This is a genomic window from Corynebacterium sp. ACRPQ (assembly GCF_022347225.1).
GTDB classification, from domain to species: Bacteria; Actinomycetota; Actinomycetes; order Mycobacteriales; family Mycobacteriaceae; genus Corynebacterium; species Corynebacterium tuberculostearicum_D.
The window spans coordinates 1-26902 of record NZ_JAKRNF010000011.1 but is presented as its reverse complement, the minus strand read 5'-3'; the positions used below and the strand labels follow the sequence as shown (position 1 = coordinate 26902).

Sequence of the window (26902 nt, the reverse complement as noted above, 5' to 3'; positions counted from 1 at the left end):
CTATTGGGGGCTAAAAGTCGCCCTATACATGGAAGGTAGACATACGCATGTCGCTTCTTACTTTGGAATCGTCCGAACTCGCGGAGCTCGCCGCCCAGGTCCGTAAGGACTACGAGGACCTTAAGGCTAAGGGCCTGAAATTGGACCTGACCCGCGGAAAGCCGGCCAAGGCACAGCTGGACCTCTCCAATGATTTGCTGGCGCTGCCCGGCCCGGGCCATTACACCGATGCGGCCGGAAACGACCTGCGTAACTACGGCAACCAAAAGGGCATCAAAGAACTGCGCGATATCTGGGGCAAGCTGACCAACATGGACCCAGAGCTGCTCGTGGCCGCAGACTCGTCCTCGCTGAACATCATGTTCGACCTGATCTCTTGGGCGTTTCTCTTCGGCACCAATGATTCCGCGAAGCCGTGGAGCAAGGAAGAAAAGCTCAAGTGGATTTGCCCGGTGCCGGGCTACGACCGTCACTTTGCCATCACCGAGCAATTCGGCTTCGAGCTGGTCACGGTGCCAATGGAGGAGGACGGTCCGGATGTAGAGGCCGTCGAAAAGCTGGTAGCGGATCCGGCAGTCAAGGGCATGTGGGTAGTGCCGATGTTCGCTAACCCCACCGGCGCCGTGATTTCTGAAGACAAGGCCCGCCGCCTCGCCCGCATGGAGGCCGGCGCGCCGGATTTCCGCATCGTGTGGGATAACGCCTACGCCGTGCACACCCTGACCGAGGACTTCCCGGAAATCCTGCCGATTCTGGATATCGCAGCGGAGGAAGGCAACCCGAACCGCTTCTGGGCCATGTCTTCTACCTCGAAGATCACCTTCGCGGGCGCGGGCGTGGGCTTCTTCGGCACCTCGGAGGACAACCTCGAGTGGTACCTGGAGCACGCGGGCATCCGCGGCATCGGCCCCAATAAGATTAACCAGCTGGCGCACCACGAGTTCTTCGGCTCTGCCGAGGGCGTGCGCGCGGTGATGCGCCGCCATGCCGCGCTGATCAAGCCCAAGTTCGATGCCGTGCTGCGCATCCTAGAAAAGCGCCTCGGCGAGTACGAAGTGGCGCAGTGGACCAACCCGAAGGGCGGCTACTTCATCTCCCTCGACGTCGTCGACGGCACCGCCAACCGCGTCTGGGAGCTGGCGCGCGATGCCGGCATCCTGCTCACCCAGGCCGGATCCGCCTACCCTTATGGCCAGGACGACAATGACCGCAATATCCGCCTCGCCCCAACCCTGCCGCCGCAGGAAGAGGTCGAGGCCGCGATGGACGGCGTCGCCACCTGCGTCCTGCTCGCCGCCGTGGAGAAGCTGGGGGCCTAAAATCAACGCCGACGAGTCTGCCCTGTGGCTGAGCGAGCTTATCCCGGCGCCGCTGGAGTTCCGCTACGTCGATAAGCGCCGGCTGGGCCTTGCCTCGCTTGCCGACGCCCAATCGCTCGCCCTCACCACCACCTTCAACACCACCGACACCGGCCTGCAAAACCAGGACGACGGCACCGATGTGCGCTGCGAGCTGCTCACGGTGGCGCGCACCGGGCAGCCCGAGGTGGCCGCCGCCATCAACGCCGCGGCTGACACCTTCGAAAAGGCCGACGGCCTGCTGCCGGCGCAGCCGGGCGTGATGCTGCCGTCCCTCCTCGATATCCCTGACGTCACAGTGCACCACGGTCTGTTCATTGCGCCGTACCTGTGGGGCGGGCAGACCCCGCAGTTTCGCGAGGAGGGCCGCCTGACCCTCATCTTGCAGTTGGTCATGCTGACGGATTCGGAATATGCGTTTGGGGTAGAAGAGGGCGTCGGCAAGCTGCAGGAGGCGGTGGCTGAGCAGGGCATTGACCTGCTGGACTGGTCGCGCGAGGGTTAGCCGGTAGACTGGCTAACCGTGGCTTTATACCGGAAATATCGTCCAGCAACGTTCGCGGAGGTCGTGGGCCAAGAGCAGGTCACCACGCCGCTATCCGCCGCCCTTGACGCAGGGCGCATCAACCACGCCTACCTCTTTTCCGGCCCGCGCGGCTGCGGCAAGACCTCCTCGGCGCGGATTATGGCCCGCTCGCTCAACTGCGAGCACGGGCCGACCTCGACGCCGTGTGGCAAGTGCGATTCCTGCGTCTCCCTCGCCCCCGGCGGTCCCGGCAACCTGGACGTGACGGAGCTCGACGCCGCCTCGCACAACGGCGTGGAGGACATGCGCGAGCTGCGCGACCGCGCCTACTACGCGCCGGCCGAATCGCGCTACCGCATCTTCATTATTGACGAGGCGCATATGATTTCGCCCTCCGGTGCGAACGCGCTGCTCAAGGTGGTGGAGGAGCCGCCCGAGCACGTCATTTTCATCTTCGCGACCACGGAGCCGGAGAAAATCATCGGCACCATTCGCTCGCGTACCCACCACTATCCCTTCCGCCTGCTGACCCCGCCGGCCATGAAGGGCCTGCTGCAGCGCACCGTTGCGGCCGAGGGCGTACATGTCGAAGACGCCGTGTACCCCATGGTCATTGAAGCGGGCGGCGGCTCCCCGCGCGATACTTTGTCTCTGCTGGACCAGCTGCTAGCCGGCGCCGGGCCCGATGGCCTGACCTATGACCTTGCCCGGCCGCTGTTGGGCGTCACCGATGTCTCGCTGCTTGACGACGCCATCGAAACCCTCGCCAACCAGGACAAACCCGGCCTCTTTGCGATGGTCGACCACGTCATCGAGGCCGGCCACGACCCGCGCCGCTTCGCCGTCGATTTGCTCGACCGCCTGCGCGATTTGATGATCTTGCAGGCCGTGCCCGGCGCCATCGATGCCGGCCTCGTCTCCGCGCCTACCGACCGCGCCTCCGTGCTCACCGCCCAGGCGCAGCGCTTTTCCGGCCCGCAGCTGACTTACCTGGCCTCCACGGTCAACGACCGCATCAGCGACCTCACCGGTGCGACCTCGCCGCGCCTGCTGCTGGAAATCATGTGCGCGCATCTGCTTATCGGGTCCACCGGCCCCGCTGCTGCCGCGCCGGCACCCGCAGCGGCTCCCGCCCCCGCTCCCGCCCCCGCTGCCAATGCTGCCGCGGTCTCGCCCGCGCCGGCTGGCCCTGCGACCCCGGGCGGTGCTCCCGCGGCCAACTCTGCCGTCGCCAGTGCTCAAGACCCCCAGTCCGCCGCTGCTGCCATCATCGCTCGCCGCCGCGCCAAGTCCCAGGAGCAGCAGGCTTCTGCCCCGTCTTCTGCTCCAACCTCAGCACCGGCCGCTCAGCCGCAGCCGCAGCCGCAGGCCCCGTCCCAACCGGAATCGCAACCGAAGGCGCAACCCGAGCAGCCGGCGGCCGCCGAGGCGCAACGCACGCAGAAGCCTCAGAACCAAGAGTCGCAGCCGCAACCGCAACAGCAAGAGGCTGGAGACCCGTGGCAGCGTGAGCGGCAAATCCCGCAAGCGGACGTGCCCGAGCAGCAATCGGCGCAGCCGGCGCAGCCAGCACAGAGCGAGGCACCGCACTCAAGGCCGGCCCAGGAGGAGCAGCGCGAGCCACTGGAGAAGCCCGTGCCGGCCCGTGCAGAGGAATCTGTCCAGGAAACCAAGCCGGAATCTGGGGCGGAGTCTGGCGCAGAGAAGGCGTCGGAAATGGCGCAGCCGCAGGCGGCGGAGGAGCCGGCGGGTGACTTCGCAGAGGCCGTGAGGGAGAAATGGGTGGCGTTGAGGGGGAGCGTCGGAAAGCGGAATAAGGTGGCCGAAATCATGCTGGCTGAAGCCCGCGTGCTTGGCTTCCGCGATGGCACCCTGACGCTGGGGCACACCACCGGCGCGCTGGCCGAGCGCATCAACGCGCCCGCCAATAACGCCGTCATCGTGGAGGTGCTCAAGGAGGAGTTCCAGCGCGATGTGGCCGTGACCTGTGTGGTGGGCACCGACCCGAAGACCGCCGGTTTCGATGCCCCGCGGCCGCCGCAGCGCAAGGAAGCGTGGACGCCGAATCAGCCGGCGCGCGAGCCTGCCGACGACCAGGAGGCGGAGAGTAAGCCGGAAAGCGTCCCCGGGTGGCGCTCACGCATCGCACGGGCGACGCAGGCTGCCAAGCAACGCGATGAATCGCAGTTTAGTAACGGCGTGCCGCTGCCGCCCGAGCCTGAGCCGGACTTTGCCGCTCCGCCCGAGGAGCCGCCGGCCTACACCCGCGACGACGAAGAGCGCGACATGATGGAGGCTGCACAGTCCACCGGCGAGATGGATCATCGCAGCGCTACCGAGGTAGCTATGGAACTGCTGGAGCGCGAGCTGGGCGCGCGGCGTGCCTAACCGGCAAGCACGGTACACTCGGGCAGTAGCGAAATTTACAGTTGATTTAGAAAGGAAACGACATGGCTGACCAAGACCCAATGCAGCAGGCAAATGACATGAACGACCTCATCGCGCAGGCCGCGCAGGTGCAGGCAGACCTGCAGAAGGCGCAGGAAGAAATCCTCGCCACCAACGTCGAGGGCCAGGCAGGCAACGGCCTGGTTAAGGTGACCATGACCGGCGGCGCCGAGCTCGTGGACCTGCAGATCGATAAGTCCGTCGTGGACCCAGAGGACGTCGACACCCTGCAGGACCTGGTCATGGGCGCGTTCAAGGAGGCCCACGCTGCGGCCGGCCGCCTGGCACAGGAGAAGATCGGCCCGCTGTCCCAGGGCATGGGAGGCCAGGGTGGCCCGTCTTTTGAGGATGTCTTCGGCGGCAACCAGTAGCCCGCACGATACGATAAAAGGCCGTTGCCCCGCGTTGGGGCCGCGGCCTTTTGCTGATTTTGGGAGTAATTGATGTTTGAAGGACCTCTGCAAGACCTCATCGACGAGTTTTCGCGCCTGCCGGGCATCGGCCCGAAGTCGGCGCAGCGCATCGCGTTTCACGTTTTGCACATGGAGCCCGAGGACATCGAGCGGCTGCAGAACGCGCTGGGCGCGGTGCGCGACGGCGTGACCTTCTGCCGCATCTGCTGCAATATTTCCCGCGAGGATGTCTGCCGCATCTGCATTAATTCGCAGCGCGACGCCTCGACCATATGCGTGGTGGAAGAGCCGAAGGATATCCAGGTCATCGAGCGCACCGGAGAGTATGAGGGCCGCTACCACGTCTTGGGTGGCGCGCTGGATCCGCTAGCGAATGTGGGCCCGCGCGATTTGAATATTTCCACGCTGCTGCAGCGCCTGGGCGGCGTGCTGCCGGACCGCGAGCTGGCGGATTCCACCCCTGAAGCCCCGCTTTACGACGCCACCCCCACCATCCACGAAGTCATCCTCGCCACCGACCCCAATACGGAGGGCGAGGCCACCGCCGCATACCTGGTGCGGTTGCTGCGCGACTTCCCTGATTTGAAGATCACCAGATTGGCCTCCGGCATGCCGCTCGGAGGCGATCTGGAGTTCGTGGACGAACTCACCTTGTCCCGCGCGCTTTCTGGCCGCCTGACCATTTAGCACGGGGAATCCGCAAGCGCGGGCTAGGGGACGGCGGCCGTGGGCCCGGTTCGCGCGCGGCCGGTGAATACCGGCGGGCCGTGCGCTCTGCTGGCCACCCCGCTCTCCGCGTTGCTGTGTATACCGCTGTGGCCGCTATGCATGCTGCTATGCGGGCTGCTAGGCGAAGCGTTGTGCCGGCTGGCGGGCGGAAGCCAGGCGAGTCGGCCGTTGACGCGGGCCATGCGGCCGCGGCCCGGCAGGCCGTTGATGGAGTTGTGATACGGGCACAGCAGCGTCATGTTTTCGGGGTGGGTGAGGCCGCCGCGGGAGTATTCGATGAGGTGGTGGGCTTGGCATTCGGAGGCGGGGCGTCGGCAAGCGGGCCAGGCGCAGCGGGCGCCTTCGGCCTCGAGCATGCGGCGCTGCTTCGCGGAGGCCTGCCGGGTGCGGTAGAGATTGACGGGGCCGCGCTCGGGGTGGATGAGCGTGAAAAGGCCGGCGCCGGCTAGGGTGCGGCGGATGAGTTCGGCGCCGGTGATGGTCGCGCCATTGGTCATGGCGAGGCGGATGTCATCGCCGTCGCCGGCCAGGATTTTCAGGTAATCCGGCAGCTCGATGATGACATTAGTGGTCACGGTCGCGGGCGCGGCGGCGCGGGAACCGGTGAGCCAGGCCAGCGGGTCGGATTTGGCGGCGGCCCAGATATCGGCCATCTGCGCGGCGGGGCCGGTGAAACTCAGGGTAGTTTTCTCGCCGTGCATGATGCGGCGGCCGCCGTCTTCGCGCTCGGGCGGCGGGTTGATTTCGCGCAGCAGCCGGGTCGCCGCGCGCGAGACCTGCGCGGTGGTGCCGGCGGTGGCGCACAGCTTCTCGCGGAATTGCCAGCGCTTGGTGGGGTCAGAAATGCCGCGCGAGCGGCGGGCGATGAGCGCGAGGGTCTCCAGGCTGTGTTGGTTGCGGCGCGCGGCGGCCAGGGCGCGGGATTGGTAGCGCGAGTGGCTGGTGGGCGAGAGGAAGGCCGCGGCGGTGCGGCGCACGGTGCGCGCTTGGTCCGCGGGCAGGGGCAGGCTGGAGGCGGCGTGGGCCTCTTCGAGAAGTTCCACGCCGCGCTTAGCGATGTCGCCCAGCTGCTCCAATAACGTCATGCCCCGCAGCCTATGGGCGGGGGCAAGCCGCTACAAGGGGAAGCGGCCGAGCCTGTGGATAACTCGGGGGTTTCGCGGCCGCCGGGCGAAGTTATCCACAGGTTTGAGCCTATCTTTGGGAGCGCGGGGGCTCGGAGGCGTTGAAACGTTCGACGCGCAGGCGGTCGACGGCCGGAATCTCAATCGGCTCGAGGTCCGCGAGGGCCACGCCCATGGCCTGGGCGAGGAGGAGATCCGCCAGCTGCGGGTTACGGGCCAGCGCTGGGCCGTGCATATAGGTGGCAATGACGCTTCCCTGGACGGCGCCTTCGTAGGTGCGCTGGGCGGAGCCGTCGCTGAGGTCGGCGGTGGCGGCCTGGTCGGCATTGCCATTGCCGCGGGTGAGCGTGCCGAGCGGCTGCGCGGACGGGCCGAGGATGGTGGCGCCTAGGTGGTTTTCAAAACCGGTCAGCGGCTCGGTGAGGTCAGCGGTGACACCGGCGCGGGTGGGCTCGGAGGCTACCTCGCCGATGGTGCGGTCCTGCATGCCGGCCGTGGTGGCGTCGAGCAGCCCGACGCCGTCGATAATGCGGCCGGAGGCGCGGAAGGATTCGCCTAGGACCTGCAGGCCGGCGCAAATGGCAAAGACGGGGCGGCCGGCGTTAGCGGCGCGGGTAAGGCCGCCATCGGAAATCAGGTGGTCCGCAGCCAGGATCTGCGCGGTATCTTCGCCGCCGCCGAGGGTGTAGATATCCAGCGTCTCGGGCACGGGCTCGCCCAAGCGGATGGGGTGAATCTCCGCCTCGAAGCCGCGCATGCGGGCGCGCTGGCGCAGGACGAGGGCGTTGCCGTCGTCGCCGTAGGTACCGAGGACGTCGGGAAGCACTAGGCCGATATTAAGCATTGGTGGCCTCCTTGGATAGCGCCTTCTTCAAATCGCGGAAGGCGGTGTAGTTGGCGAGGACCTCGATACGGCCCTCCGGGCAGGCGGCGAGTGCGTCCATCGGGTCCGGGATGAGCTCGTGGGAGATATCGGCGTAGACCAGGCGCACGGCCAGGTCGGTGCCGCGCTCGCCGGCGGCCTTGACGCTTAAGCCATTGAAGCCTTCGAATTTCACGTCCCAGAGCCAGGACATGTCGATGCCATCGGCCACCTGGCCATTGGTGGCGATGACCAAGCCATCGGCGCTGCGGTCCACCATGGACAGGGCTTCTTGCCAGCCGGCAGGGTTCTTGGCCAGCAGCAAGCGAATTTCGCGGCCCTTCCAGTGGATGGTGGAGTATCGGCCGGCGACATCGTCGATGCCCTCGGCGGCCGCAATGGCCCTATCGAGGTCCACGCCGAAGCCCTGCACGGCCGCGGCGATGGCCTGGGCGGCGTTGCCGCGGTTCGCGCGGCCGGGCAGCGCCAGGTTCAGCGGGCGCTTGGCGGTGGGGGTGATAATGCCCCGCTTATCGACGCCCCAGGTAGGCTGCGGCCGGCGGAATTCGCGGCCGTCGGCAAGCGGCTTAACGGCGTACCAGTCATCCTCGGTGCGCACGACGTGCCCGCCGGTGCGGGGGCAGGTGACGGAATCGCCGAGCCAGCCGGCGCCGGCCGAGACCCAGATGACATTCTTGGCGTCATAGGCCACGGAGGTCATGAGCACGTCGTCGCAATTGGCGATGACGAGCATGTCTGGGTGAGCCTCCACGGCGCCGCGCAGGGCGCGCTCAATCTTGTTGATTTCGCCCACGCGGTCCAGCTGGTCGCGGGTGAGGTTGAGCAGGACTAGGGCCTGCGGGTTGAGGTTATCGGCTACGTGGGGCACGTGGAGCTCGTCCACCTCGAGGACCAGGTGCGAGGCGTCTTTGCCGGCCATGAGCGCGGAGATGATGCCGGCGTCCATGTTGTCGCCGCCGTCGTTGGTGGCTACGGTGTGCTCGGCGCGGACCGCGGCGGCCAACATGCGGGTGGTGGTGGACTTGCCGTTGGTGCCGGTAACCAGCACGGCTGGGCGCCCACCACCCAGGTTGGTCATGATGGAAGGGTCAATGGCATTGGCGATTAGACCACCGATCATGCCGCCGGCGCCACGGCCGGTGGCGCGGGAAGCGGTGGTGGCCAGCTTCGCGGCGGTAGTGGCGGTGGTGGTGCGCAACTTCTTCAACGCACCCGGGACTCTAAAACTCATGTCCCCTAGGGTAGTCGGGCGGGCGGCCTAGTCGTTCTTTTTCCCCGCCGAGCCGCCAGAATTTCGTCGGCCCCTGCCGCGACCTCCGCGGCCGCCGCGGCGCCGGCGCCGCTTGTTGTTCTTCCCGCCGCCCTTTTTGTTGTTCTGCGGCGAGCGTTGGGCGCGCGGCGCAGGCTTAGCGGATTCGGGTTCGGGCTCGGCGTCTTCGATGCGCGTGAGGGCGTCAAGAAACGCGGCGTCCGACATAAGCGGAATGCCCTTGCGGTGGGCATGCATGGGCTTTCCCACCAGATCCGTGGTGACATTGCAGACAACCAGCGAGGACTCGCGGGTAAGCTTTTCCGAATAATTGAGCTCCTCGCGCATGAGCGCGGCGATGATGGTGTCCGGATCCTCGAGGATTTCCGGTGCGACCACGATTTCCATGCCGCGGCGCAGCTCCTTGCCCGGCTCGTACTTGCCGGGGTTGTGGTGCTGGACGGGGGCCTCGGCGGCGTCGACGCGCACGTGGGAGCGTTGCAGGCCGAAGCGATCGGCGCGCACGTCATCCGGCGCATAGCTGCGCACTGTGCCGCCTTCTTGCTGGCGGTAGAGCGCGATGAGCAGCTCGGTGTCCTCGCGGGAGGTTTCTGGCTCGGGCCGGCCGGCGCGCTCCACCGAGGCTTTCGGCGTGGCGTCCAGGCCGCTCTGCTTGGCGACGCCCCCCAACCGCACATCATTCGACCGCACCTGCTGCGCATAGGAGGTGGCCAAGGTATCGATGATGCGGACCGGTGTGGGCACGTGTCCGACTTTTTGGCGACGCCGGCGGCCCTTATTGCGGCCACGGTTGCGCGCCCGGTTTTGGCGCGCGGCGGCCATCATGGCGCGGCGGGCCTCGGCAACGATAAATCCCCAGGTATAGGGGAGATCGTGGACGATGAGCGTGCGGCCGTCGATAAGCTTGTCCAGCGATTTAAGGATCTTGCCAAAAGCTGGTGCCTGCTCAATATCGGTGGTGCTCAGCCCGTGGAGGTGGCGCGGTCCGGCGTCGATATCGGGTTTAAGGACGGCGTGGAAGAGCTGGCCGTGTTCGCCGGCGTCGTTGAAAGCAACGGCGTCGATAGTCACGATGCGCCCGGTGCTGGGGTGGATGCCGGTGGTCTGTAGGGTCAGCGCCACGTAGGGGTAGTCGGCCGCATCGGTGGATGATTCGGCCTGCTGCGGCTGCTGCGGCTTCTTGTTAGCTGCCTCCGGCGCGGCAGGTCGCTCGTGATGGGCTGGTGGGTGCGGCTTCGGCTTCGGTTTTGGCTTGGGTTTTGCGGCGTCTGGTTCGCCGGACGGTCGCACCGCGCGGCGCGGCCGGGCGCGTCGCTGTTCTGTGCCCGGTTTGGGCGCTGTGGACCTGGCCGCGTGGCGCGAAGCCACCGTCGCGGGCGACGGCGCTGGGGCCGACGCCGGCGTGTGCTGCGGGGAGGGGCCAGGTGTGTTGTTCATTAAACTCAGTGTAGTATCCCGCATTTCGTGCAGGGGGACAGGACGCGCCGCTTAATTTTCGACGACGATGACAATGACCTTCGGCGGAGTCGTTGGCTCCTCGGGCTCCTCAGGTCGCCCCGGTTCCTCCGGCTCTGCGGGCTCTGCCGGTTCTGCCGGTTTCTCCGGTTCTTCCGGCTCTTCCGGCTCGGACGGTACCAGCGGCATCTCCGGTCCATCCGGTGCGCTGCGGTACGGCATAGGCAGCGCCGGTTCGAGCTCTACAGGGATCTCTGGTTCGGGGGTGGGGTCGATTTCTGAGCCAGGGATCGTCGTCGTAGGAGCAGTAGTCTCCGGCTCTGGCGTCGGCTCGAGCTCGGAACCTGCGATAGTGGTGCTTGGCGCGGTGGTAACCGGCGCCGGCTTAGGCTCGGGCTCGGACTCCGAGGTCAGCAACGGAGACGTCGTCGTAGGTGCGGTCGACTCCGAGGGCTTTGAATCCGAGGACGCAGGCTCTGAAGATTCGGGCTCGGGCTGTGCCGAAGTGGACGTAGAGGACGCAGAGGTAGACGTAGACGAGTCTGCAGCCTGGGTCGGCTCAGACGTTGGCTCGCTCGTGGCAGAACTGGTGGCGGAGCTGGAAGGCTCTGCGGTCTGCTTTTCCGTCGAGGCTGCGGTGGTGGTTTCAGTCGTCGTTTTCTCGGAAGTTGTCTTTTCCGAGGTAGATGTGCTTGAGGTCGGCAGATCGGACGGCTTGGCAGGCGAGGATGCCGCAGAGGACGGCTCCGCAGATGTCGTGCTCTTCGTAGACTCCGTGGTCTGGGAAGGCTCTGCAGACTGGGAGGACGAGGAGGTTGCGGTCGGCGTCTTGGCCGCCGCTACCTGGGGTGCGGGTTCTGAGCTGGAGGATGGCGTCGCGGCAGGCGTGGTCTGAGACGGTGCTGGGGCTGGGGCCGGGGCCGAGGCGACGTCATTGGCTGCGGCCATGGCGGCAGAAGCCGCGGCGGAGGCGGCGCGGGAAATTGACTGGGAATCCTCGCCGTGGTGGCCGCCGCGGGGTTCGCTGTGGTGGCCACGTCGGTTGTCGGAGGCAGGGGCGTGGGTCTGGGCACGGTCAGCGTGACGAGAGTGCGTCGCGCTGGGCTTTTTCGTGCTCTGCGAAGGGTAGGTGTGGCGGTGCGGTGCTGGAGAGGAGGGGGCGTCGGCAAGCGGGGGCGGAGCCGAGGTACCGCTGGTGGGGCCGGCATCGTAGATGCGCGGCGTGGCGGGGTGCGCGGGGCGCTTGGGGCCATTGCCGTCGAAGTGGGAAGAATGGTTGCCTTCCGGAGCAGGAGCGGTGGAATGCGCGTTGGAGTCCGAAAGGGCTTCGTCGTCGCTCAGTAGGTTGGTGGCCACGGTGGCACCGCCACCAACGAGCACGGCGACGCCGGCTGCGGCCAGCAGGTTCGAGGTCACGGCACCGGAAGCGCCAGCAGCACCGGCTGCAGAGGTGACACTGAAACCGCTGGTTGCGGAAGCGCCGGCGGTGGTGGCACCGGCAGTAGTGCCGCCGGGAACAGCGGATGCGGCCTGTGCGCGGGCTGCGGTGGCTGCGGACATGACGGCGGCACCACCGGCGACAACGCCCAAAACTAGGCCGGCGTGGTGCTTATTGGCGGCGTTGTGCGCGTAGATGGTCAGCGCGGGGCGGTCATCGGCGTTGTAGTGGAAGTAGCCGTGGGCAATGGCGAGGCGGCCGGTCTTGGTGCAGTCGAGGACGGCGGGGGCAATCTCGCGGGCGGCGTCTCGCGGGAGGGAGCCTAAGAAGGTGCTATTGACATAGACATCAACGGTATTTCGACGCAGGAAACCGCGGGTGTGCAAAGAGACGAGATAGTGCTCGTCGGTTTGCGGAAAGCCGGTGACGTCCTTGGAAAATTCCGTCATCGTGGCGGTGGTCTCGCCGGGCAGCATGGTCCAGCGCTGCGCCGGCGGGTTATTGGCGGGGATGCACAGGTGCGGTGCCGGCAGGAGCAGGTTGAGCGTGGGCCATTCTTTGCCGGAGGCGTCCGTCATGCTCACATGGGCGGTGGTGTGCGGGCGTAGGCCGGCGCTGAGAATCCAGTCAAAGAGGGCGTAGGCCTGGGAGTCAGCGGCGCTGAGGCGGCCAAGGAGAGAATCGCCGATCCACACCGCGAAGCCTTCCTGGGCGGTGCGGGGACCGAGCTCCGCGGAGAAGTAACCGCCTTCCGCGGCGGTGGACTCGAGCAATTCGCTGAAAACTTCTGGCGGAACATCCCCGACGGGCAGATTATGGATCACGCCAAAACCGTGGTCGGGGACCACGTAGGTGGCGGAATCCAGCGAAGTCATTGGGGTCTTTCGATACGGGGGAATAGTAACACTGCATTTTAGGCGTTGACTTGGGCCATTTCCAATTTCCCCTGCCGGTGAATAAGGGGCGTTGTCCTGAGCAAAAGTTTCTACAGGATGAAAATAAGTACGGCGATAAGCGCTGCAATCATCAGTAGGGCAATGAGGGCAGGCCGCCACTGACGGCGCGGTGCGGAGTCATCGACGTTGACGGCGCGGAAGCTCGTGGTTTCGAAGGTTTCGGTGGCGGCGGGGGAGGTAGGGGTGGCGTCGGCAAGCGAGGCTTCCTTTGAATCCGGCAGCGGCGCTCCCGCATAGATGCTGAGCACCCGGCCAGTGCTGCGCGGCGCATGGTAGGCGTGGGCTAGGGTTATGCCCTGCTTGGCGACGTCCACCCCTTCCAACCGCCCCAGCCACCGCGGGCCCAGGTAGGCATCGGTGCCGGAACCGGTGGTGCTGGGGGAGAGCGTAACCAACACGTGCATGCGGGCCTGGGCGGGAATATCCAGATCTGCGGGGAGATCGGTGATATTGATGGGCGGGGCATAGCCCAGCATTGTCCACGGGCCCGCTGGCGGATTATTCGCCGGCAGGCAAAGGCCCGGCCGAGGCAGCAGCAGTGACAGTGAGCCATCGGGCTGCGGCGCGGCGGTGGCTGCAGGGGTGAGCCCGGCGCGAAATAGTAGATCTATTTCGGGATACTCGGCGCGGTCGGCACTGGTGATGTGCCCGATGAGGGAGTCGGTGCGCACCTCCAGGCCACCGTCCTGGCGGGGCGCCAAGGTGACGGTGAACTCCTGGTTTTCCTTCGTCTGCGCACCATAGATGGGCAGGGCCTGCACGGCGCCCAAGCCGCGGTGCGGAATGAGGTAGGTAGAAGAAGGCATACCCACCCTTCTACCACGCCGGGGCGCGGCGCTGGTGTGTAGTACCGGCGGCTGGGCTTAGGCCAAGGCGCGGTTGACGGCGGAGTTAATCGCGTTGATGGAAGCCCGCGTGGTGGAGCCGGCGATGCCTGCTCCCCAGACCTTGTTCTGGTTGACGTCGGCGGCGATATAGCAGGCGGCCTCGGCGTCGTCGCCGGCGGAGCGGGACTGCTGGGAGTATTCCATGACCTCGAAGTCGATGCCCAGGGATTCCAGCGCGTTGGCATACGCCGCGATGGGGCCGTTGCCGGTGCCGGAGACGGTGGAGTTTTCCCCTTTGAATGTCACGGTGGCGGTCACGGCAGCGTCCTCCTCGTCCGTTGGGGCATTGTCCATATGGAAGGACTCTAGGGCCAGCGGAGTCTCCCGGTCCAAGAACTCGGTGGCGAAGATGTCCCACATATTCTTGGAATTGATCTCGCCGCCCTCGGAGTCGGTGATTTCTTGCACCACGGTGGAAAATTCTGCTTGCATGGCGCGCGGCATATTGATGCCGTGGTCGGTCTTCATGATGTAGGCAACGCCACCCTTGCCGGACTGGGAGTTGACGCGGATGACCGCCTGGTAGTCGCGGCCCACGTCCTTTGGATCGATAGGCAGGTAGGGAACCTCCCAGATGGCTGCGCGCAGTTCTTCCCACGAGACCTCGGTATTGTTCGTGCCGGGGCGGATGGTGGTTGCCAGCGCATCCAAGCCCTTGTTGATGGCGTCTTGGTGGGAACCGGAAAAGGCGGTAAAGACCAACTCGCCGCCATAGGGGTGGCGCTCCGGCACGCGCAGCTGGTTGCAGTATTCAACGGTTTCGCGAATCTGCGGCAGATCAGAAAAATCGATCTGCGGGTCCACGCCCTGGGTGAGCATGTTCAGGCCCAAAGTGACGAGATCGACGTTGCCGGTGCGCTCGCCGTTGCCAAACAGGCAGCCTTCGATGCGGTCCGCGCCGGCCATAAAGCCCAGCTCGGCGGCGGCGATTCCCTCGCCGCGGTCATTATGCGGGTGCAGGGAGAGCACGATGTCCTCGCGGCGGGCTAGATTGCGGTGCATCCACTCGATGGAATCGGCGTAGACATTGGGCGAGATCATCTCCACGGTGGAGGGCAGGTTGATGATCATTGGGTTATCAGGGGAGGGATCCATGATCTCTACTACTTCATTGCAGACCTCGCGGGCGTAGTCTAGCTCGGTGCCGGTGAAGGATTCGGGGGAGTACTCCCAGCGCCACGTGGTGTCTGGGTAGTCCGCGGCGATGGATTTGATGAGTGCGGCGGCGTCGGTAGCCAGCTTCTTGATGGCGGGCTTGTCCTTGCGGAAGACCACACGGCGCTGCAGCTTCGAGGTGGAGTTATAGAAGTGCACGATGACGTTCTTGGCGCCCTCGCAGGCCTCAAAGGTGCGGCGGATGAGGCGTTCGCGCGCTTGGACTAGGACCTGGATGGTGACGTCATCGGGAATCTTATTGCCTTCGATGATTTCGCGGACGAAGTTGAAATCCGTTTGGGAGGCGGACGGGAAGCCGACCTCGATTTCCTTGTAGCCCATCTTGACCAGCAGGTCGAACATGCGGTGCTTGCGCTCTGGGCTTATGGGATCAATCAGCGCTTGGTTGCCATCGCGCAGATCCACCGCGCACCACTGTGGGGCGTGCGTGATTTTCTTGCTGGGCCACGTGCGGTCCGGCAGGTCGATGTCTTCCACCTCGACGGCGAAGGGCTGGTAGCGCTCGTGGGGCATGGCGGAGCCGCGCTGCTTATTCCATGCGGGCTGTCCTTCGCGGCGTGGGCCGTTCGGGGTGGTGATATCGCGAGGGGCGCTGATGAAAGAGTCAGTGGGGGACATGGTGGTGCGGTTTCCTTGTCTGTGGTGTCTATGGGGAGACGGCCAGCTGGGCTTGGGTAGCCGGACTCCGCGACGGGGCGCTGGCCAGTGATTAGGCCGAAATCCCGCCGCGGCAGATAAGGAGTAGGTCAGTCCGCTGTGTCATATCGGTCACACTACAGGCTCTCTCACTATGTGGCAAGAGATTTCATTCAATGAGACGCGACGGCGGTGCGGTACTATGCCTTTCGTGTCTACCGCCCGCAATGCCGTGTCCAACTCGTCGTCCTTACTGCGCTACTTGTGGGCGCCTGCTGCGCTCGTTGCGCTCATCGGAGCCGCAGTGCGCGTGGGCGTGCTCGCGGCGGTGGCCGCCGTGCAGGACGATAAGCTCTGGGGACTGCTTAATAAGTGGGACGCCAAGCACTACGTAGAAATCGCCCGCGGCGGTTACTTCGGTGCGGATATCTCAACGGATGGGCCGGTCCATGAGACGACCATGGCCTTCTTCCCGGGCTTTCCCTTCCTGGTGCGCGCGGTAAGCGGCATCCTGGGAACCGGTGAGGCCGGCACTGCCATCGCGCTCAACGTGCTCTTTAGCATTGCGCTGGCCGCCGGGGTGATGGCCCTGGCCGCGCAGATGGGCATGGGGAAGTGGGCCCAGGTGCTCAGCGCCGTAGTGGTAACCAGCGCGCCGATGTCCATCGTGTTTTCTATGCCGTATACCGAGGCGCTTTTCGGGGCACTGGCTATCTGGGCGGTGGTGGCGCTGGTGGGCGAGCGCTGGTGGGCCGCCGCGGCGTATATCTTTGTGGCCGGGCTCGTGCGCCTTACCGCGGTGGACCTTGTTGCGGTCTTTGGGCTTATGGTGCTGCTGCGGGCCCGAAAGGACTGGCGAGCCTGGGCCGCGGTGGCGTTTTCGGTCGTGCCGCTGGTGGGGTATTTGTGGTGGTCGAGCAGCCATTTGAAAGATGTCGGCGGTTACTTTGGTATCCAGAAGGAACATTGGAATTCCGGCTTTGATGGCGGCAAAGCCACGGTGGTGTGGCTGTGGGAGACGCTCACCGGGGCCACCAATGGCGGCTACCTGCTTAGCGCCGGCGTAATGATCGCTGCCCCGGTATGCCTGGTGCTGGCGTGGCGCCGCCTGCCGCTGGCGGCCTGGCTATTTTCCGCCGTCCTCATGGCCAATGTGCTGCTTTCTGATGGCATCATGCACTCGCGGCCCCGGCTGCTCCTGCCGGCGGTGATCGTGTTGTTGCCGTGGGTGAAAAAGGGGGCGTCGGCAAGCGTGGCGGTTATTGCCTGGGCCCTGTTTGGCGCGTGGTTTTCGGCCTATATGCTCGGCGTATTTGAGTGGGCCATCTAGCCGCGCTGGCTCACCGGGCTGCGGGAGAGCACGATGGTGGATAGCACCATGACGGTCAGGGCGATGAGCATAATTGCCCAACCGACGGCCGTATCGATGAGGAATTTCTCTCCCAGCACCATGTATCCCAAGCCGAAGGCCACGATGGGTTCAAAGATGGTCATGGCCGGCAGGGAATGGGCCAGGGGGCCGGCGTTGAAGGAATATTGCTGTACCACCGTGCCGGTGAGCGCGAGGCCGATGAGGCCGTAGAACTGCCAGCTGGCCAGCAGGGTGGTGAGGCCTTCGTGGGTGAAAATATCCACCACGGCCTTCGAGAGCAGGGCGACGAAGCCATAGATAACGCCGCAGGCCGTGCCCAATGCCAGGGGGCGCTGATCCGGTAGCTTTGCGGCCGCCGCGCCGAGGATTGCGAGGGTGGTCAACCCCACGAGGAGCGCCGGCCACCAATCGCTCCATTCTGGGCGGGGATTGCCGGCAACCGGTCGGCCGTAGATGACCATGATGCCCACCGCGATGGTCAGCGCAATGGACCAGAAAACTTCGTGGAAGGGCATCTTGCGGCCGGAGTACCACGCCGATAGCGGCAGGGTAAACATCAAGGACAGCACCAAGATGGGCTGGACGACCAGCAAGGTGCCGAAGCCGAGCGCGATAACCTGCAGGCCGTAGGCGCCAATCGCGGCCGCGGTGCCCACCCACCACAAGGGGTTAGACATGGCGGCGCGCATGACCGAATCATCGGCGTCAAGGGCGATGCGGTGGCGGATGACTGTGCCCCAAGCAACCGTCAGCGCGGATGCGAGCGCGAAAAAGATGGCGAGGAGGTTGCTTAACACCCGCTCAACGGTAGTAAAGATTCCTGTTATATGCATATTCTGCGCTGTATGGCGCGCGTTTTTCTCCATGGGGGGCGGCCGGCGCATGGCGCGCTTTACGCTCGGGCGTGTGAATAAAAAGCAAGCATTGTCTAGGAATTATGATGAGGACTAGACCCCTGCGGGGTAGCATGGGTATTTGACTAATGACCGACAGATATTTCTGGACGCGCGCGAACGCACACTCCGGAAATGCCTGGAAAGACGAAAGGCGGCATCCTCACCGTGGCCCTGATCGTGCAAAAATATGGCGGCTCATCCCTCGAATCCGCAGACCGCATTCGCGCCGTTGCGGAGCGCATCGTGGCCACCAAGAAGCAGGGCAACGACGTCGTTGTGGTGTGCTCCGCCATGGGCGATACCACCGATGAGTTGCTCGACCTTGCCGCCCAGGTCAACCCCGTGCCACCACGGCGCGAAATGGACATGCTGCTGACCGCGGGCGAGCGCATCTCCAATGCGCTGGTGGCCATGGCCGTGGAATCTCTGGGTGCCCATGCTCAGTCCTTTACCGGCTCCCAGGCCGGCGTGCTCACCACCGAGCGCCACGGCAATGCCCGCATCGTGGACGTTACCCCAGGCCGCCTGACTGAAGCGCTGGATGAGGGCAAGATCTGCATCGTCGCCGGATTCCAGGGAGTTAATAAGGAATCGCGCGATGTCACCACGCTGGGCCGCGGTGGTTCCGATACCACCGCGGTGGCGCTAGCCGCCGCGCTGAATGCGGACGTGTGTGAGATTTATTCCGATGTCGATGGCGTGTATACCGCAGACCCGCGCATCGTCCCGGACGCGCAGAAGCTAGACAAGCTCTCCTTTGAGGAGATGCTGGAGATGGCCGCGGTAGGTTCCAAGATTTTGGTTCTGCGCAGCGTGGAGTACGCCCGCGCGTTCAATGTACCCTTGCGAGTTCGCTCGTCTTATTCAAATGACCCCGGCACCCTAGTGACCGGATCGATGGAGGATATTCCTGTGGAAGAAGCAGTACTCACTGGTGTAGCAACCGATAAGTCCGAGGCAAAGGTCACCGTCCTTGGAATCCCGGACCGCCCAGGGGAGGCAGCGAAGGTTTTCCGTGTCATTGCCGATGCGGAGATCAATATCGACATGGTCTTGCAAAACGTCTCCTCCCTGGAGGATGGCACCACCGATATCACCTTCACCTGCCCGCGTGCCGACGGCCCGCGCGCCATGGAGCTGTTGACCAAGCTGAAGTCCGAGGGCGGCTGGGCCAATGTGCTTTACGACGACCAGGTGGGCAAGGTCTCCCTCGTCGGCGCCGGCATGAAGTCCCACCCGGGCGTGACCGCCGAGTTTACCGAGGCCCTGCGCGACGTCGATGTCAATATGGAGCTCATCTCCACCTCCGAAATCCGCATCTCCGTGCTCACCCGCGAGGCTGACCTGGATAAGGCAGCTCGTGCGCTGCACGATAAGTTCCAGCTTGGCGGCGAAGAAGAAGCCACGGTTTATGCTGGAACCGGACGTTAAATACCCAAAAGCAACTACAGAGGATTTTTAAGTCATGACCACTGTTGCAGTCGTAGGCGCTACCGGCCAGGTCGGCCGCGTTATGCGCTCCATCTTGGAAGAACGCAATTTCCCGGCGGATAAAGTGCGCTTTTTTGCCTCGTCTCGCTCCGCCGGCACCGAGCTGGAATTCCGCGGCGAGCAGATTATCGTAGAAGACCTCGCTGAGGTCACCGAGCAATCCGTTGCAGACGTTGATATTGCCTTGTTCTCCGCCGGTGGCTCCACCTCCAAGCAGTGGGCCCCGGTATTCGCCGCAGCCGGCGCGACCGTGGTGGATAATTCCTCGGCCTACCGCAAGGACCCAGAGGTTCCCCTCATCGTTTCCGAGGTCAACCCCGAGGCAGCCAAGAACACCCCGAAGGGCATCATCGCGAACCCGAACTGCACCACCATGGCTGCCATGCCGGTGCTGAAAGTCCTCCACGATGCCGCTGGCCTGAATAAGCTCCACGTGTCCTCTTACCAGGCGGTGTCCGGCTCCGGTCTGGCCGGCGTGCAGGCGCTGGCCGCGCAGGTCTATTCCGTTGGCGAGCACAATGTGGGATTGGTCCACGATGGCTCCGCGCTCAATGATGAAGACTTTGGCCCGTACGTGGCACCTATCGCCTATAACGCCCTGCCGATGGCCGGCAACCTCGTTGATGATGGCTCTCTGGAGACCGACGAGGAACAAAAGCTGCGCAACGAATCCCGCAAGATCCTGGACATTCCGGAGCTGAAGGTAGCGGGTACCTGCGTGCGCATCCCCGTCTTCACCGGCCACACCCTGACCATTCACGCCGAGTTCGATAAGCCCATCACCCCAGAGCAGGCCACCGAGCTCTTGGGTGGCGCTCCGGGCATTACGCTTGCCGACGTCCCCACTCCGCTCGCCGCCACCGGCATCGACGAGTCCTTGGTTGGCCGCATCCGCCAGGACCAGACGGTGGACGATAACAAGGGCCTCGTGCTCGTTGTTGCCGGTGATAACCTGCGCAAGGGTGCAGCGCTGAACACTATCCAGATCGCGGAGCTGCTCGTCTAAGCCCACACCGGTGCTCCGCCGCGCTTTTGCGCTACGGGCAGACGAGCTAGTCCCCAGAGACCGGCTTAGCAGTTCCGGTGCCGTTACCAGTACCCTTGGCGCTACCAGCTGCGGAATCCTTCTTGCCAAAGTCGAGGTCGCTATCCACGGAAGGGACCTCCGGCTTGGTGTGCTGCACGTAGGTCACGGACGGCTCCGGATCTTCGCGGTCATACTCAATATCATCATCATTTTCGAGCTCCTCGTGGATCTCTTCTGCGATATTGGTAACGAACTCGGTGGTTTCCATATTGGATGCTGCAGCCAGCTTGCGCAGCTCGCGCTCGTTCTTCTTGGTAAAGCGCTTGCGCGGATCCAGACGACGGGACACCAGCTCGTGTGCGCGCATGCGGCGGTCAGACTCGTCCGAGAGCTTGCTGCCGTTCTTGATGCGGTTAAAGACCATCACCACGATCATCAGCAGGCCCAGGTAGCCCAGGATCGGGTAGACGTTGCTGACCAAGGCCTGGAAGCCTACGAAGGACAAGATGAAGCCGATGATGCAGGCGCCGGCATAAACCGGGTAGAAGCGCTTGGGGTTATTGCGGGTCAAGCGCTTGCCCAGCGCGTAGAACATGCCGATGGCGGTATTAAAGACCATGCCGTAAATGACAAAGGTCATCAGCACGCCCAAGACTGGGTGGATGCTGGTAATCAGGCTCAGTACCGGCATATCCTGGCCGTTGACGGTTTCTGCTTCGAAGAAGAGGGCGAATACCAACAGTGCCAACAGGATGAGATAAAGCAGGCCACCGATGAGGCCACCGACGCCAACTGCACGGTTATCCAGGAAGTTACCGCCAATAACGATGGACATGGATACTGCCGTCATCACGTTCAGGCCGGTGTAGTTCAGTGCGGCTAGCCACCAATTAGGCAGCGAGGTATCAACATTGTTGACCGCCCAGTCATTCATGGCAGAGAAATCAACGTCTGCATTCAAGATGGTATAGCCGGTGGCAAGCACCACGAAGATGATGATGAATGGGGTGATGGTACCGATGACTGCGGTTACGCGGTCGACATCCATCAGGCCGACGAGCAGCACCAAAATCAGCATGGCGGTGGCGCCCACCCATACTGGGACGGACGGGAACTGCTGATTGATATTCGAACCACCGCCGGCGAACATGACGAAACCGATGGCGAACAAGGTCACCAGGGTGGACCAGTCCAAAATCTTGGCGGTAAATGGCGATGCGACCTTGTCGTAGACAGCGGTGTGCTCCTCGGCCTGGAAGTACGAGCCGAGCTGCAGGATGGAGATGCCGGTGATCATCATCAAACCAGCGGCCAGGGCGATGCCCCACAGGCCCCAGTTACCAAAGGCCACGAAGTACTGCATGGCCTCCTGGCCGGAGGCGAAGCCTGCGCCCACGACGACGCCGATAAACGCCATGGAAATTCCGATTGCGCGTTTTAACATGAAAGGGAGAAACTCTCTTACTCACACGCGCCGGGCCCGGCATTGGTATCGCGCGGGCCCGGATCGACGGTCGATTTATCACGTGTGTACACAACTAATAAACCACACATTGGACAGATATTTCGGGCAAGAATCGCCCTCATTGTGGCCTCGTTCACCCCACTCATTGCGCGTAAAGTGCAGCTAAGTGCCAATATCTGGGGCCCGCGGGATACAAGGTAACCAGAGCGTAACAATTTGAGAGTGAAATTAACTCCGCAATCGCAGGGGGCTATTTGGGGGTATTAACCTGTCCCCGCGATGAGATCCTTGCGGGCGCGCGCCACGCGGGAGCGAATGGTGCCCACGCGCACGCCGGCAATCTTGGCCGCCTCCTCATAGGTATAACCCAGTACCTGGGTGAGGATGAGGGCTTCGCGGCGGTCGGCCGGGAGGGCGTCGATAAGCGTACGCGCGTCGATCCACTCGCTCCACGCCGCGGATTCTTCCGGCGCCGCACCCATCGCGTCTTCGTACTCGGTGGCAGATTTCCGCGGCCGGGCCATATCGTGGCGAATATTGTCCACCCACACGCGCCGGGCCAAAGACAGCAACCACGTGCGGGCGGAGGACCGCGCCGCAAAGCGCGGCAGGGCGCTGATGACGCGCAGATAGGTCTCCTGGGTGAGATCGTCGGCCCCCTCGGGCCCGCCCAGGTGCGCCAGCAAGCGCCACACATCATCCTGGGTGGCCTTGATAAACTCCGTCAGGGCCGCGCGGTCGCCGCGACCGGCCCGAAGAGCGAGGTCGGTGACGCGGGCGTCGTCTGCTGCGGAGTGGTGAGTCACCTGAATGAATCTACCAGCACCCTTTACTCTCTTTGGCGAGCCCTGACAACCGTGCAAAGTTTTGCCACACTGGGAAGAACTGACCGCGAATTGCCAGGAGGCAAAAATGAGTGAATTTACCGCTGATGACATCCTGAACAAGGGCCAGCGCCCCGCTGGCAAGGGAAATACCACCCGCCCCTCGGGCCAGCCGGTGCCGTCCGAAAACACCTCGGTGACCGCGGGCCAGCAGGGACCGGTGGCGCTCAATGATATCCACCTCATTGAAAAGCTCGCGCACTTCAACCGCGAGCGCGTGCCCGAGCGCACGCCGCACGCTAAGGGCCACGGTGCCTTTGGTGAGCTGCACATCACGGAAGATGTCTCTGCCTACACCAAGGCCAAGGTCTTCCAGAAGGGCACCGTCACCCCGATGATGGGCCGCTTTTCCACCGTGGCCGGCGAGCAGGGCTCCCCGGATACCTGGCGCGATGTGCACGGCTTTGCCCTGCGCTTCTACACCGAGGAGGGCAACCTCGACATCGTGGGCAATAACACCCCGGTCTTCTTCATTCGCGATGGCATTAAGTTCCCAGACTTCATCCACTCCCAGAAGCGCCTAGGCACCAATGGCCTGCGCGATGCCGATATGCAGTGGGATTTCTGGACCCGCAACCCGGAATCCGCACACCAAGTCACCTATCTGATGGGTGACCGCGGCACCCCGAAGTCCACCCGCCACCAGAATGGCTACGGCTCCCACACCTTCCAGTGGGTCAATGAAGAAGGCGAGGCTTTCTGGGTCAAGTATCACTTCAAGTCCCGCCAGGGCGTGGAGAACTTCACCGATGAGGAGGCCACCACCACCGCCGGCCAGAACCCGGATTGCCACCGCGAGGATCTTTACAACGCCATCGAGGAGGGCAACTACCCGATCTGGGACGTTAAGGTGCAGATCATGCCGCTGGATGAGGCGGAGAATTACCGCTTTAACCCCTTCGACCTGACCAAGGTCTGGTCCAAGAAGGACTACCCGCTGCACGATGTGGGCTACTTTGTACTCAACCGCAACCCGCGCAACTTCTTTGCCCAGATTGAGCAGGTGGCGCTCGATCCTTCCAATATTGTGCCGGGCGTTGGCCTATCCCCAGACAAGATGCTGCAGGCCCGCGCCTTTGCTTACGCTGACCAGCAGCGTTACCGCATCGGCGCGAATTACAAGCAGCTGCCGGTTAACCAGCCGCAGAATGTGAACGAGGTCAATACCTACGAGCACGAGGGCAGCATGCAGTTCCTCTTCAATGCTCCGGAGGATCCGGTCTACTCGCCCAACCGCCACGACAAGGGTACGGGCGTGCTTGACGACGCCGCTGTAAACGACCGCTCCCAGCTCGAGACCACCACCGCGGCAGAGCTCTACATCAATCCGGAGTCCCACGGCAGCGACTTGGTGCGTGCACCGTATGTTCGCCACGCCGAGGACGATGACTTCGTGCAGGCGCGCGACCTGTACGAGAACGTCTATGACGATGCCGCCAAGGAGCGCCTGGTCACCAATATCACCAACGCGATGGCCGGCGTATCCGAGGAGACCGAGGAGCGCGTCTACGAATACTGGACCAACGTGCACCCAGCCCTAGGCCAGCGCGTGCGCGAGGTCTACGCCGAGAAGAAGTAATCTTTTCCCGGCAGCGCTTGTGCGCTAACGACGCCGCCCCCGTACCGAGTTGCTTTACTGCACGGTACGGGGGCGGTTTCTTGCTGTGTGGCTAGTCGCAGCGGCGCATCTTTTCCGTAACAAAGGCGGGAGCGCCCTCGGCGGCCCACTTATCCACGTCGTAGCACGGGGCGGCCATGCCGGAGGTTGCCTCGCCAATGGATTCAATGGCTACCCACTGGCCGCCCTCATAGCGCGCCCAGGCAGTCCAGTCCGTGCTGTCTTTGCCAAAGTGGGCCCACTGGCCATCGCAGTTATTGACTCGGATATTGGTCATGGTGGGAGCTGCGGGCTGTAGCGCTTCTGGGGAGCAGTCGCCGCGGCCGGTGTCGGCGGGTACGGCGGCCGGAGCTTCACTTACTTCGTCGGCGGATCCCGCGGTGTCCTCGGCGGGAGCTGCCTCCGCAGAAGTGGGCTCGGCCGCTGCGGTCTCGGTGACGGTGGCTGCGGCTTCCGAGGTAGCGGGCTCGCTCGTGGTTTCTTCGGACGAGGTCTCCTCGGCCGACGAGCTTGCGGCGGTGGCGTCGGAGAACTCCGGTTCTGCCGACGTATCGGCGTCGTTGGAGCAGGCAACAAGGCTGAAGCACAGCGGCGCGATGGCCGCAGCGGCGAGGTAGCGGGAAGGGGATAGGGAATAATTGTGGGACATGCCATATATCGTAGAGGAACTGCCAATGCGGGGGTGTTCGGCGCGCCTGCAACAGGGGAGTGACCTGCAAGGATAGGTTCATTACCATGACCTCACGCCTTGCCTCCCCAGACGCTGCGTCCCCCTCCCGGTGGCGCAGCGTCCTCTTGATCCTCCTGCTCGCCCTGCCGCTCATTATCGGCGCTGCGGTGGCGGGCCTTGCGCAGTGGGAACCCGCCCACACCTGGTCTAGCGCCGCGCAGCCATTTGGAGCGCCGCGGGAAAATTCCGCCTCGCCAGAGGTGAAGGAAGCCGCCGAGGCGGCCAGCCGCGCGCAGGCACAGGCGAGCATGCTTAAATCGGGCGCCACGCAGCTTGACGACGGCACAGGAGAGCTGAATAAGGGGGCGGATGAGCTCGGAGGGGGCGTCGACAAGCTGGCGACGGGCTCCCAAGAACTGGTGGCCGGCCTCAATCAGCTGCAGTCCGGAACTAATACGCTCGGTGGCGGTGCAACGGAGCTGGCCAATGGCGTTGGCGGTGCCGTGGACCAGGTGGTGGGCCTCGGTGCCGTCCAAGGGCAGATTCTGCAGGCCATCGATGGCACGATGCGCGACCTGGAAGGCAATAAGTCCAAGGAAGCGAAGGAAATTCGCTCGCAGCTGGGCGATCTCCGTGCACAGGTGAATAATTTCCGCCTGGATAATTCGGTGACTGATCAGCTCAAGAAGCTCAAGGACGGCTCGCGCGATCTATCCAATCAGTTGGCGGTCAATGGCTATGCCTATCACGATGGCGTGAACCAGGCCGTATCCGGTGCGCAGGAGCTCAACGAGGGAATTGCGGAGCTGAACAAGCGCGTTGGTGAGGCGCAGGAGGGCGTGGACAAGCTTGACGACGGCGCCGGCAAGCTCTCCACCATGGCAGCCCAAAACCAGACCAACGTGGGTGAAATTCAGCGTGCCCTGCCGCCGGCGCATACCGCGACCGACGGCCCGGCACATCTGCTCAGCCCCATCGTCGCGATGTTGGTCTCCGCTTTGGTCCTGCTCGCAGGCGCCGCGGCCGGTGTGGCCTGGCAAGTGGGATTCCGCCCATGGCTGACGGTCCTCGGCGGCACGCTGGCCGCGGTCGCCATCGGGGAAATCCTCCTCTTTGTGCTCGCCACCGGATTTACCCCTGTGGCTGCGGTGTGGGCCGGCGCGGCGCTCCTTCTGGGCGCGCTGTCCATGGCGGCCATCACCCGCGGCCTACTCGGGCTATGCGGTATTACTGCCGGCAGCATCCTCGCCGCGCTGTTTGGCATCGGCCAGACCGCGCTGGTGGGTTGGCTATGGAAATCCGCGGCAATTGCCGGTGTTTCTAAGGTTTGGCAGATTGTTTCTAATCTTTTGCCGCTGAATTGGACTACCGCGGCCGTCACGGCGGCGGGTAACGAAGGCGAACAGGCCGTGTTGTGGACCGGCGTTGCGGTATTGCTCGCCATCACTCTCATTGGGCTGAGTGCAAAGTGGTGGGCTCCATCCACAGGAAAATTCAAACCTACGGTTCATTAGGTCTGAAAAAGCACACCTAAGAATAAGAAACATTGGTGGAAACTGGGAATTTTGATTCGCGTTACCGTTTGCATTGTGCGAGTGCTACAGTTGGTCTTGCTCACAAAGCCTACTTAGGGGGTAGGCGAACGGTTTCTCCAATCCGTTGTGAGTGATAGGGAATAGGGACGACGCGGCGCTGTAGGGGCACCGCGTCGTTTCCCATATGTGGGGTGCCTAGCTGCAATTTTTGCGGAAAATTCCGTGCAATTTCATGAATGCTTTTGCGGCCTAAACGACAGAATGTGTTGTTTTGCGGCGTGTCGGGCTAAACGACATTTTGTGTTGGTGGGGTTTAGCGTATGTGGCCTTTGCGTATTCCCATAGAGTGGTTGTAGGCAGTGTCGATGGCACTGTCGTAGGTTGCTGGTCGGCCGTCTTCGTGGCCGCTGGTGGCTTGTTTTTCTTGGTTGGCTAGGGTTTGTGCTTTGGCGAGTGCGTCCTGGCCCCAGTTTTGCTGCCTGGCGATCTCTACAGGGTCGTCAGGCAGTTGCGTGTGGAGGTATAGCCACCAGTCGCAGGCGATGCGTTGTTGTTCGTCGTGCAGTCCTCGGTGGGCGTGCATGAGGTTCTTTATTTGTGAGTTCACCCCGCCTTCTAGCTTGTTGGTCGTGCGTTCCAATCGTT

Annotated in this window: 21 protein-coding genes and 1 pseudogene; 10 read left to right on the top strand and 12 right to left on the bottom strand. The window is 63.8% G+C overall.

Annotated features, from left to right (window positions below):
• Positions 1 to 47: 47 nt before the first annotated feature.
• The 5 genes from MHY24_RS07665 (at position 48) to recR (ending at position 5432) form a co-directional block, all read left to right on the top strand.
• On the top strand, positions 48 to 1319 hold the full coding sequence (locus MHY24_RS07665; protein ID WP_239229223.1) for an aminotransferase class I/II-fold pyridoxal phosphate-dependent enzyme: 1272 nt from the start codon (positions 48 to 50) through the stop codon (positions 1317 to 1319).
• Positions 1204 to 1863 carry a suppressor of fused domain protein gene (locus MHY24_RS07660; RefSeq protein WP_239229222.1) on the top strand — a complete coding sequence of 220 codons (660 nt, stop codon included), beginning with the start codon at positions 1204 to 1206 and terminating at the stop codon, positions 1861 to 1863. Before MHY24_RS07665 ends, MHY24_RS07660 begins: the two co-directional genes overlap by 116 nt.
• 18 nt (positions 1864 to 1881) lie before the next feature.
• Complete coding sequence (locus tag MHY24_RS07655) at positions 1882 to 4272, top strand: DNA polymerase III subunit gamma and tau (RefSeq protein ID WP_239229220.1); 2391 nt, start codon at positions 1882 to 1884, stop codon at positions 4270 to 4272.
• A 62-nt stretch (positions 4273 to 4334) separates the two neighbouring features.
• Positions 4335 to 4703 (top strand): YbaB/EbfC family nucleoid-associated protein, encoded by a 369-nt coding sequence (locus MHY24_RS07650; protein ID WP_005327377.1) that lies wholly within the window; start codon positions 4335 to 4337, stop codon positions 4701 to 4703.
• 72 nt (positions 4704 to 4775) lie between these two features.
• On the top strand, positions 4776 to 5432 hold the full coding sequence (gene recR, locus MHY24_RS07645; RefSeq protein ID WP_005323161.1) for a recombination mediator RecR: 657 nt from the start codon (positions 4776 to 4778) through the stop codon (positions 5430 to 5432).
• Between the two features lie 23 nt (positions 5433 to 5455).
• Here the strand turns inward: recR and MHY24_RS07640 are convergent, their stop codons facing one another.
• From MHY24_RS07640 to leuA, 7 genes are all read right to left on the bottom strand, one after another.
• Positions 5456 to 6559, bottom strand: coding sequence for an HNH endonuclease signature motif containing protein (locus tag MHY24_RS07640; protein ID WP_239229218.1), 1104 nt, complete (start codon positions 6557 to 6559; stop codon positions 5456 to 5458).
• Between the two features lie 109 nt (positions 6560 to 6668).
• Positions 6669 to 7442: a type 1 glutamine amidotransferase gene (locus tag MHY24_RS07635; RefSeq protein WP_239229216.1), complete on the bottom strand. Its 774-nt coding sequence runs from the start codon at positions 7440 to 7442 to the stop codon at positions 6669 to 6671.
• Positions 7435 to 8712 (bottom strand): MurT ligase domain-containing protein, encoded by a 1278-nt coding sequence (locus MHY24_RS07630; RefSeq protein ID WP_239229215.1) that lies wholly within the window; start codon positions 8710 to 8712, stop codon positions 7435 to 7437. Before MHY24_RS07630 ends, MHY24_RS07635 begins: the two co-directional genes overlap by 8 nt.
• Positions 8713 to 8739: 27 nt before the next feature.
• Entirely contained in the window at positions 8740 to 10041 is a 1302-nt protein-coding gene (locus MHY24_RS07625) for a DNA polymerase III subunit epsilon (RefSeq protein ID WP_367398056.1), read from the bottom strand.
• A 198-nt stretch (positions 10042 to 10239) separates the two neighbouring features.
• Positions 10240 to 12519, bottom strand: coding sequence for a hypothetical protein (locus tag MHY24_RS07620; RefSeq protein ID WP_239229211.1), 2280 nt, complete (start codon positions 12517 to 12519; stop codon positions 10240 to 10242).
• 110 nt (positions 12520 to 12629) lie between these two features.
• On the bottom strand, positions 12630 to 13406 hold the full coding sequence (locus MHY24_RS07615; RefSeq protein ID WP_239229201.1) for a hypothetical protein: 777 nt from the start codon (positions 13404 to 13406) through the stop codon (positions 12630 to 12632).
• A gap of 57 nt (positions 13407 to 13463) precedes the next feature.
• Positions 13464 to 15281 carry a 2-isopropylmalate synthase gene (gene leuA, locus MHY24_RS07610; RefSeq protein ID WP_239229191.1) on the bottom strand — a complete coding sequence of 606 codons (1818 nt, stop codon included), beginning with the start codon at positions 15279 to 15281 and terminating at the stop codon, positions 13464 to 13466.
• A 220-nt stretch (positions 15282 to 15501) separates the two neighbouring features.
• Between leuA and MHY24_RS07605 the strand changes: the two genes are divergently transcribed.
• A complete protein-coding gene (locus tag MHY24_RS07605) occupies positions 15502 to 16629 on the top strand; it encodes a mannosyltransferase family protein (RefSeq protein ID WP_204610459.1) in 1128 nt (375 codons plus the stop codon).
• Here MHY24_RS07605 and MHY24_RS07600 read toward each other — a convergent pair.
• Complete coding sequence (locus MHY24_RS07600) at positions 16626 to 17504, bottom strand: DMT family transporter (RefSeq protein ID WP_239229189.1); 879 nt, start codon at positions 17502 to 17504, stop codon at positions 16626 to 16628. The two genes, MHY24_RS07605 and MHY24_RS07600, sit on opposite strands and share 4 nt — an antisense overlap.
• Positions 17505 to 17732: 228 nt before the next feature.
• Here MHY24_RS07600 and MHY24_RS07595 point away from each other — a divergent pair, with 228 nt between their 5' ends.
• Complete coding sequence (locus MHY24_RS07595; protein ID WP_005323151.1) at positions 17733 to 18998, top strand: aspartate kinase; 1266 nt, start codon at positions 17733 to 17735, stop codon at positions 18996 to 18998.
• A 34-nt stretch (positions 18999 to 19032) separates the two neighbouring features.
• The gene (locus MHY24_RS07590; protein WP_239229187.1) at positions 19033 to 20064 is read left to right on the top strand and encodes an aspartate-semialdehyde dehydrogenase; all 1032 of its coding nucleotides are present in this window, start codon (positions 19033 to 19035) and stop codon (positions 20062 to 20064) included.
• Between the two features lie 46 nt (positions 20065 to 20110).
• Here the strand turns inward: MHY24_RS07590 and MHY24_RS07585 are convergent, their stop codons facing one another.
• Positions 20111 to 21529, bottom strand: a complete 1419-nt coding sequence (locus tag MHY24_RS07585; protein ID WP_239229162.1) for a hypothetical protein — start codon at positions 21527 to 21529, stop codon at positions 20111 to 20113.
• 284 nt (positions 21530 to 21813) lie between these two features.
• Positions 21814 to 22356, bottom strand: a complete 543-nt coding sequence (locus tag MHY24_RS07580; protein WP_005323148.1) for an RNA polymerase sigma factor — start codon at positions 22354 to 22356, stop codon at positions 21814 to 21816.
• Between the two features lie 106 nt (positions 22357 to 22462).
• On the opposite strand from MHY24_RS07580, the gene MHY24_RS07575 reads away from it, so the two are divergent.
• Positions 22463 to 24013 carry a catalase gene (locus tag MHY24_RS07575; protein ID WP_204610449.1) on the top strand — a complete coding sequence of 517 codons (1551 nt, stop codon included), beginning with the start codon at positions 22463 to 22465 and terminating at the stop codon, positions 24011 to 24013.
• Positions 24014 to 24104: 91 nt separating this feature from the next.
• On the opposite strand, the gene MHY24_RS07570 is transcribed toward MHY24_RS07575, so the two are convergent.
• Positions 24105 to 24701 (bottom strand): hypothetical protein, encoded by a 597-nt coding sequence (locus MHY24_RS07570; protein ID WP_239229160.1) that lies wholly within the window; start codon positions 24699 to 24701, stop codon positions 24105 to 24107.
• An 86-nt stretch (positions 24702 to 24787) separates the two neighbouring features.
• Here MHY24_RS07570 and MHY24_RS07565 point away from each other — a divergent pair, with 86 nt between their 5' ends.
• Complete coding sequence (locus MHY24_RS07565; RefSeq protein WP_239229143.1) at positions 24788 to 26236, top strand: hypothetical protein; 1449 nt, start codon at positions 24788 to 24790, stop codon at positions 26234 to 26236.
• Positions 26237 to 26570: 334 nt separating this feature from the next.
• On the opposite strand, the pseudogene MHY24_RS07560 reads toward MHY24_RS07565, so the two are convergent.
• Positions 26571 to 26902: pseudogene (locus MHY24_RS07560) on the bottom strand (transposase); the annotation flags it as partial.

Coding starts and splice junctions, on each gene's coding strand:
- leuA (WP_239229191.1), bottom strand. CDS start 15,281: ATGTCCCCCACTGACTCTTTCATCAGCGCCCCTCGCGATATCACCACC.
- MHY24_RS07600 (WP_239229189.1), bottom strand. CDS start 17,504: ATGCATATAACAGGAATCTTTACTACCGTTGAGCGGGTGTTAAGCAAC.
- MHY24_RS07615 (WP_239229201.1), bottom strand. CDS start 13,406: ATGCCTTCTTCTACCTACCTCATTCCGCACCGCGGCTTGGGCGCCGTG.
- MHY24_RS07630 (WP_239229215.1), bottom strand. CDS start 8,712: ATGAGTTTTAGAGTCCCGGGTGCGTTGAAGAAGTTGCGCACCACCACC.
- MHY24_RS07565 (WP_239229143.1), top strand. CDS start 24,788: ATGACCTCACGCCTTGCCTCCCCAGACGCTGCGTCCCCCTCCCGGTGG.
- MHY24_RS07605 (WP_204610459.1), top strand. CDS start 15,502: ATGCCTTTCGTGTCTACCGCCCGCAATGCCGTGTCCAACTCGTCGTCC.
- MHY24_RS07585 (WP_239229162.1), bottom strand. CDS start 21,529: ATGTTAAAACGCGCAATCGGAATTTCCATGGCGTTTATCGGCGTCGTC.
- MHY24_RS07660 (WP_239229222.1), top strand. CDS start 1,204: ATGACCGCAATATCCGCCTCGCCCCAACCCTGCCGCCGCAGGAAGAGG.
- MHY24_RS07570 (WP_239229160.1), bottom strand. CDS start 24,701: ATGTCCCACAATTATTCCCTATCCCCTTCCCGCTACCTCGCCGCTGCG.
- recR (WP_005323161.1), top strand. CDS start 4,776: ATGTTTGAAGGACCTCTGCAAGACCTCATCGACGAGTTTTCGCGCCTG.
- MHY24_RS07620 (WP_239229211.1), bottom strand. CDS start 12,519: ATGACTTCGCTGGATTCCGCCACCTACGTGGTCCCCGACCACGGTTTT.
- MHY24_RS07665 (WP_239229223.1), top strand. CDS start 48: ATGTCGCTTCTTACTTTGGAATCGTCCGAACTCGCGGAGCTCGCCGCC.
- MHY24_RS07635 (WP_239229216.1), bottom strand. CDS start 7,442: ATGCTTAATATCGGCCTAGTGCTTCCCGACGTCCTCGGTACCTACGGC.
- MHY24_RS07640 (WP_239229218.1), bottom strand. CDS start 6,559: ATGACGTTATTGGAGCAGCTGGGCGACATCGCTAAGCGCGGCGTGGAA.
- MHY24_RS07650 (WP_005327377.1), top strand. CDS start 4,335: ATGGCTGACCAAGACCCAATGCAGCAGGCAAATGACATGAACGACCTC.
- MHY24_RS07575 (WP_204610449.1), top strand. CDS start 22,463: ATGAGTGAATTTACCGCTGATGACATCCTGAACAAGGGCCAGCGCCCC.
- MHY24_RS07590 (WP_239229187.1), top strand. CDS start 19,033: ATGACCACTGTTGCAGTCGTAGGCGCTACCGGCCAGGTCGGCCGCGTT.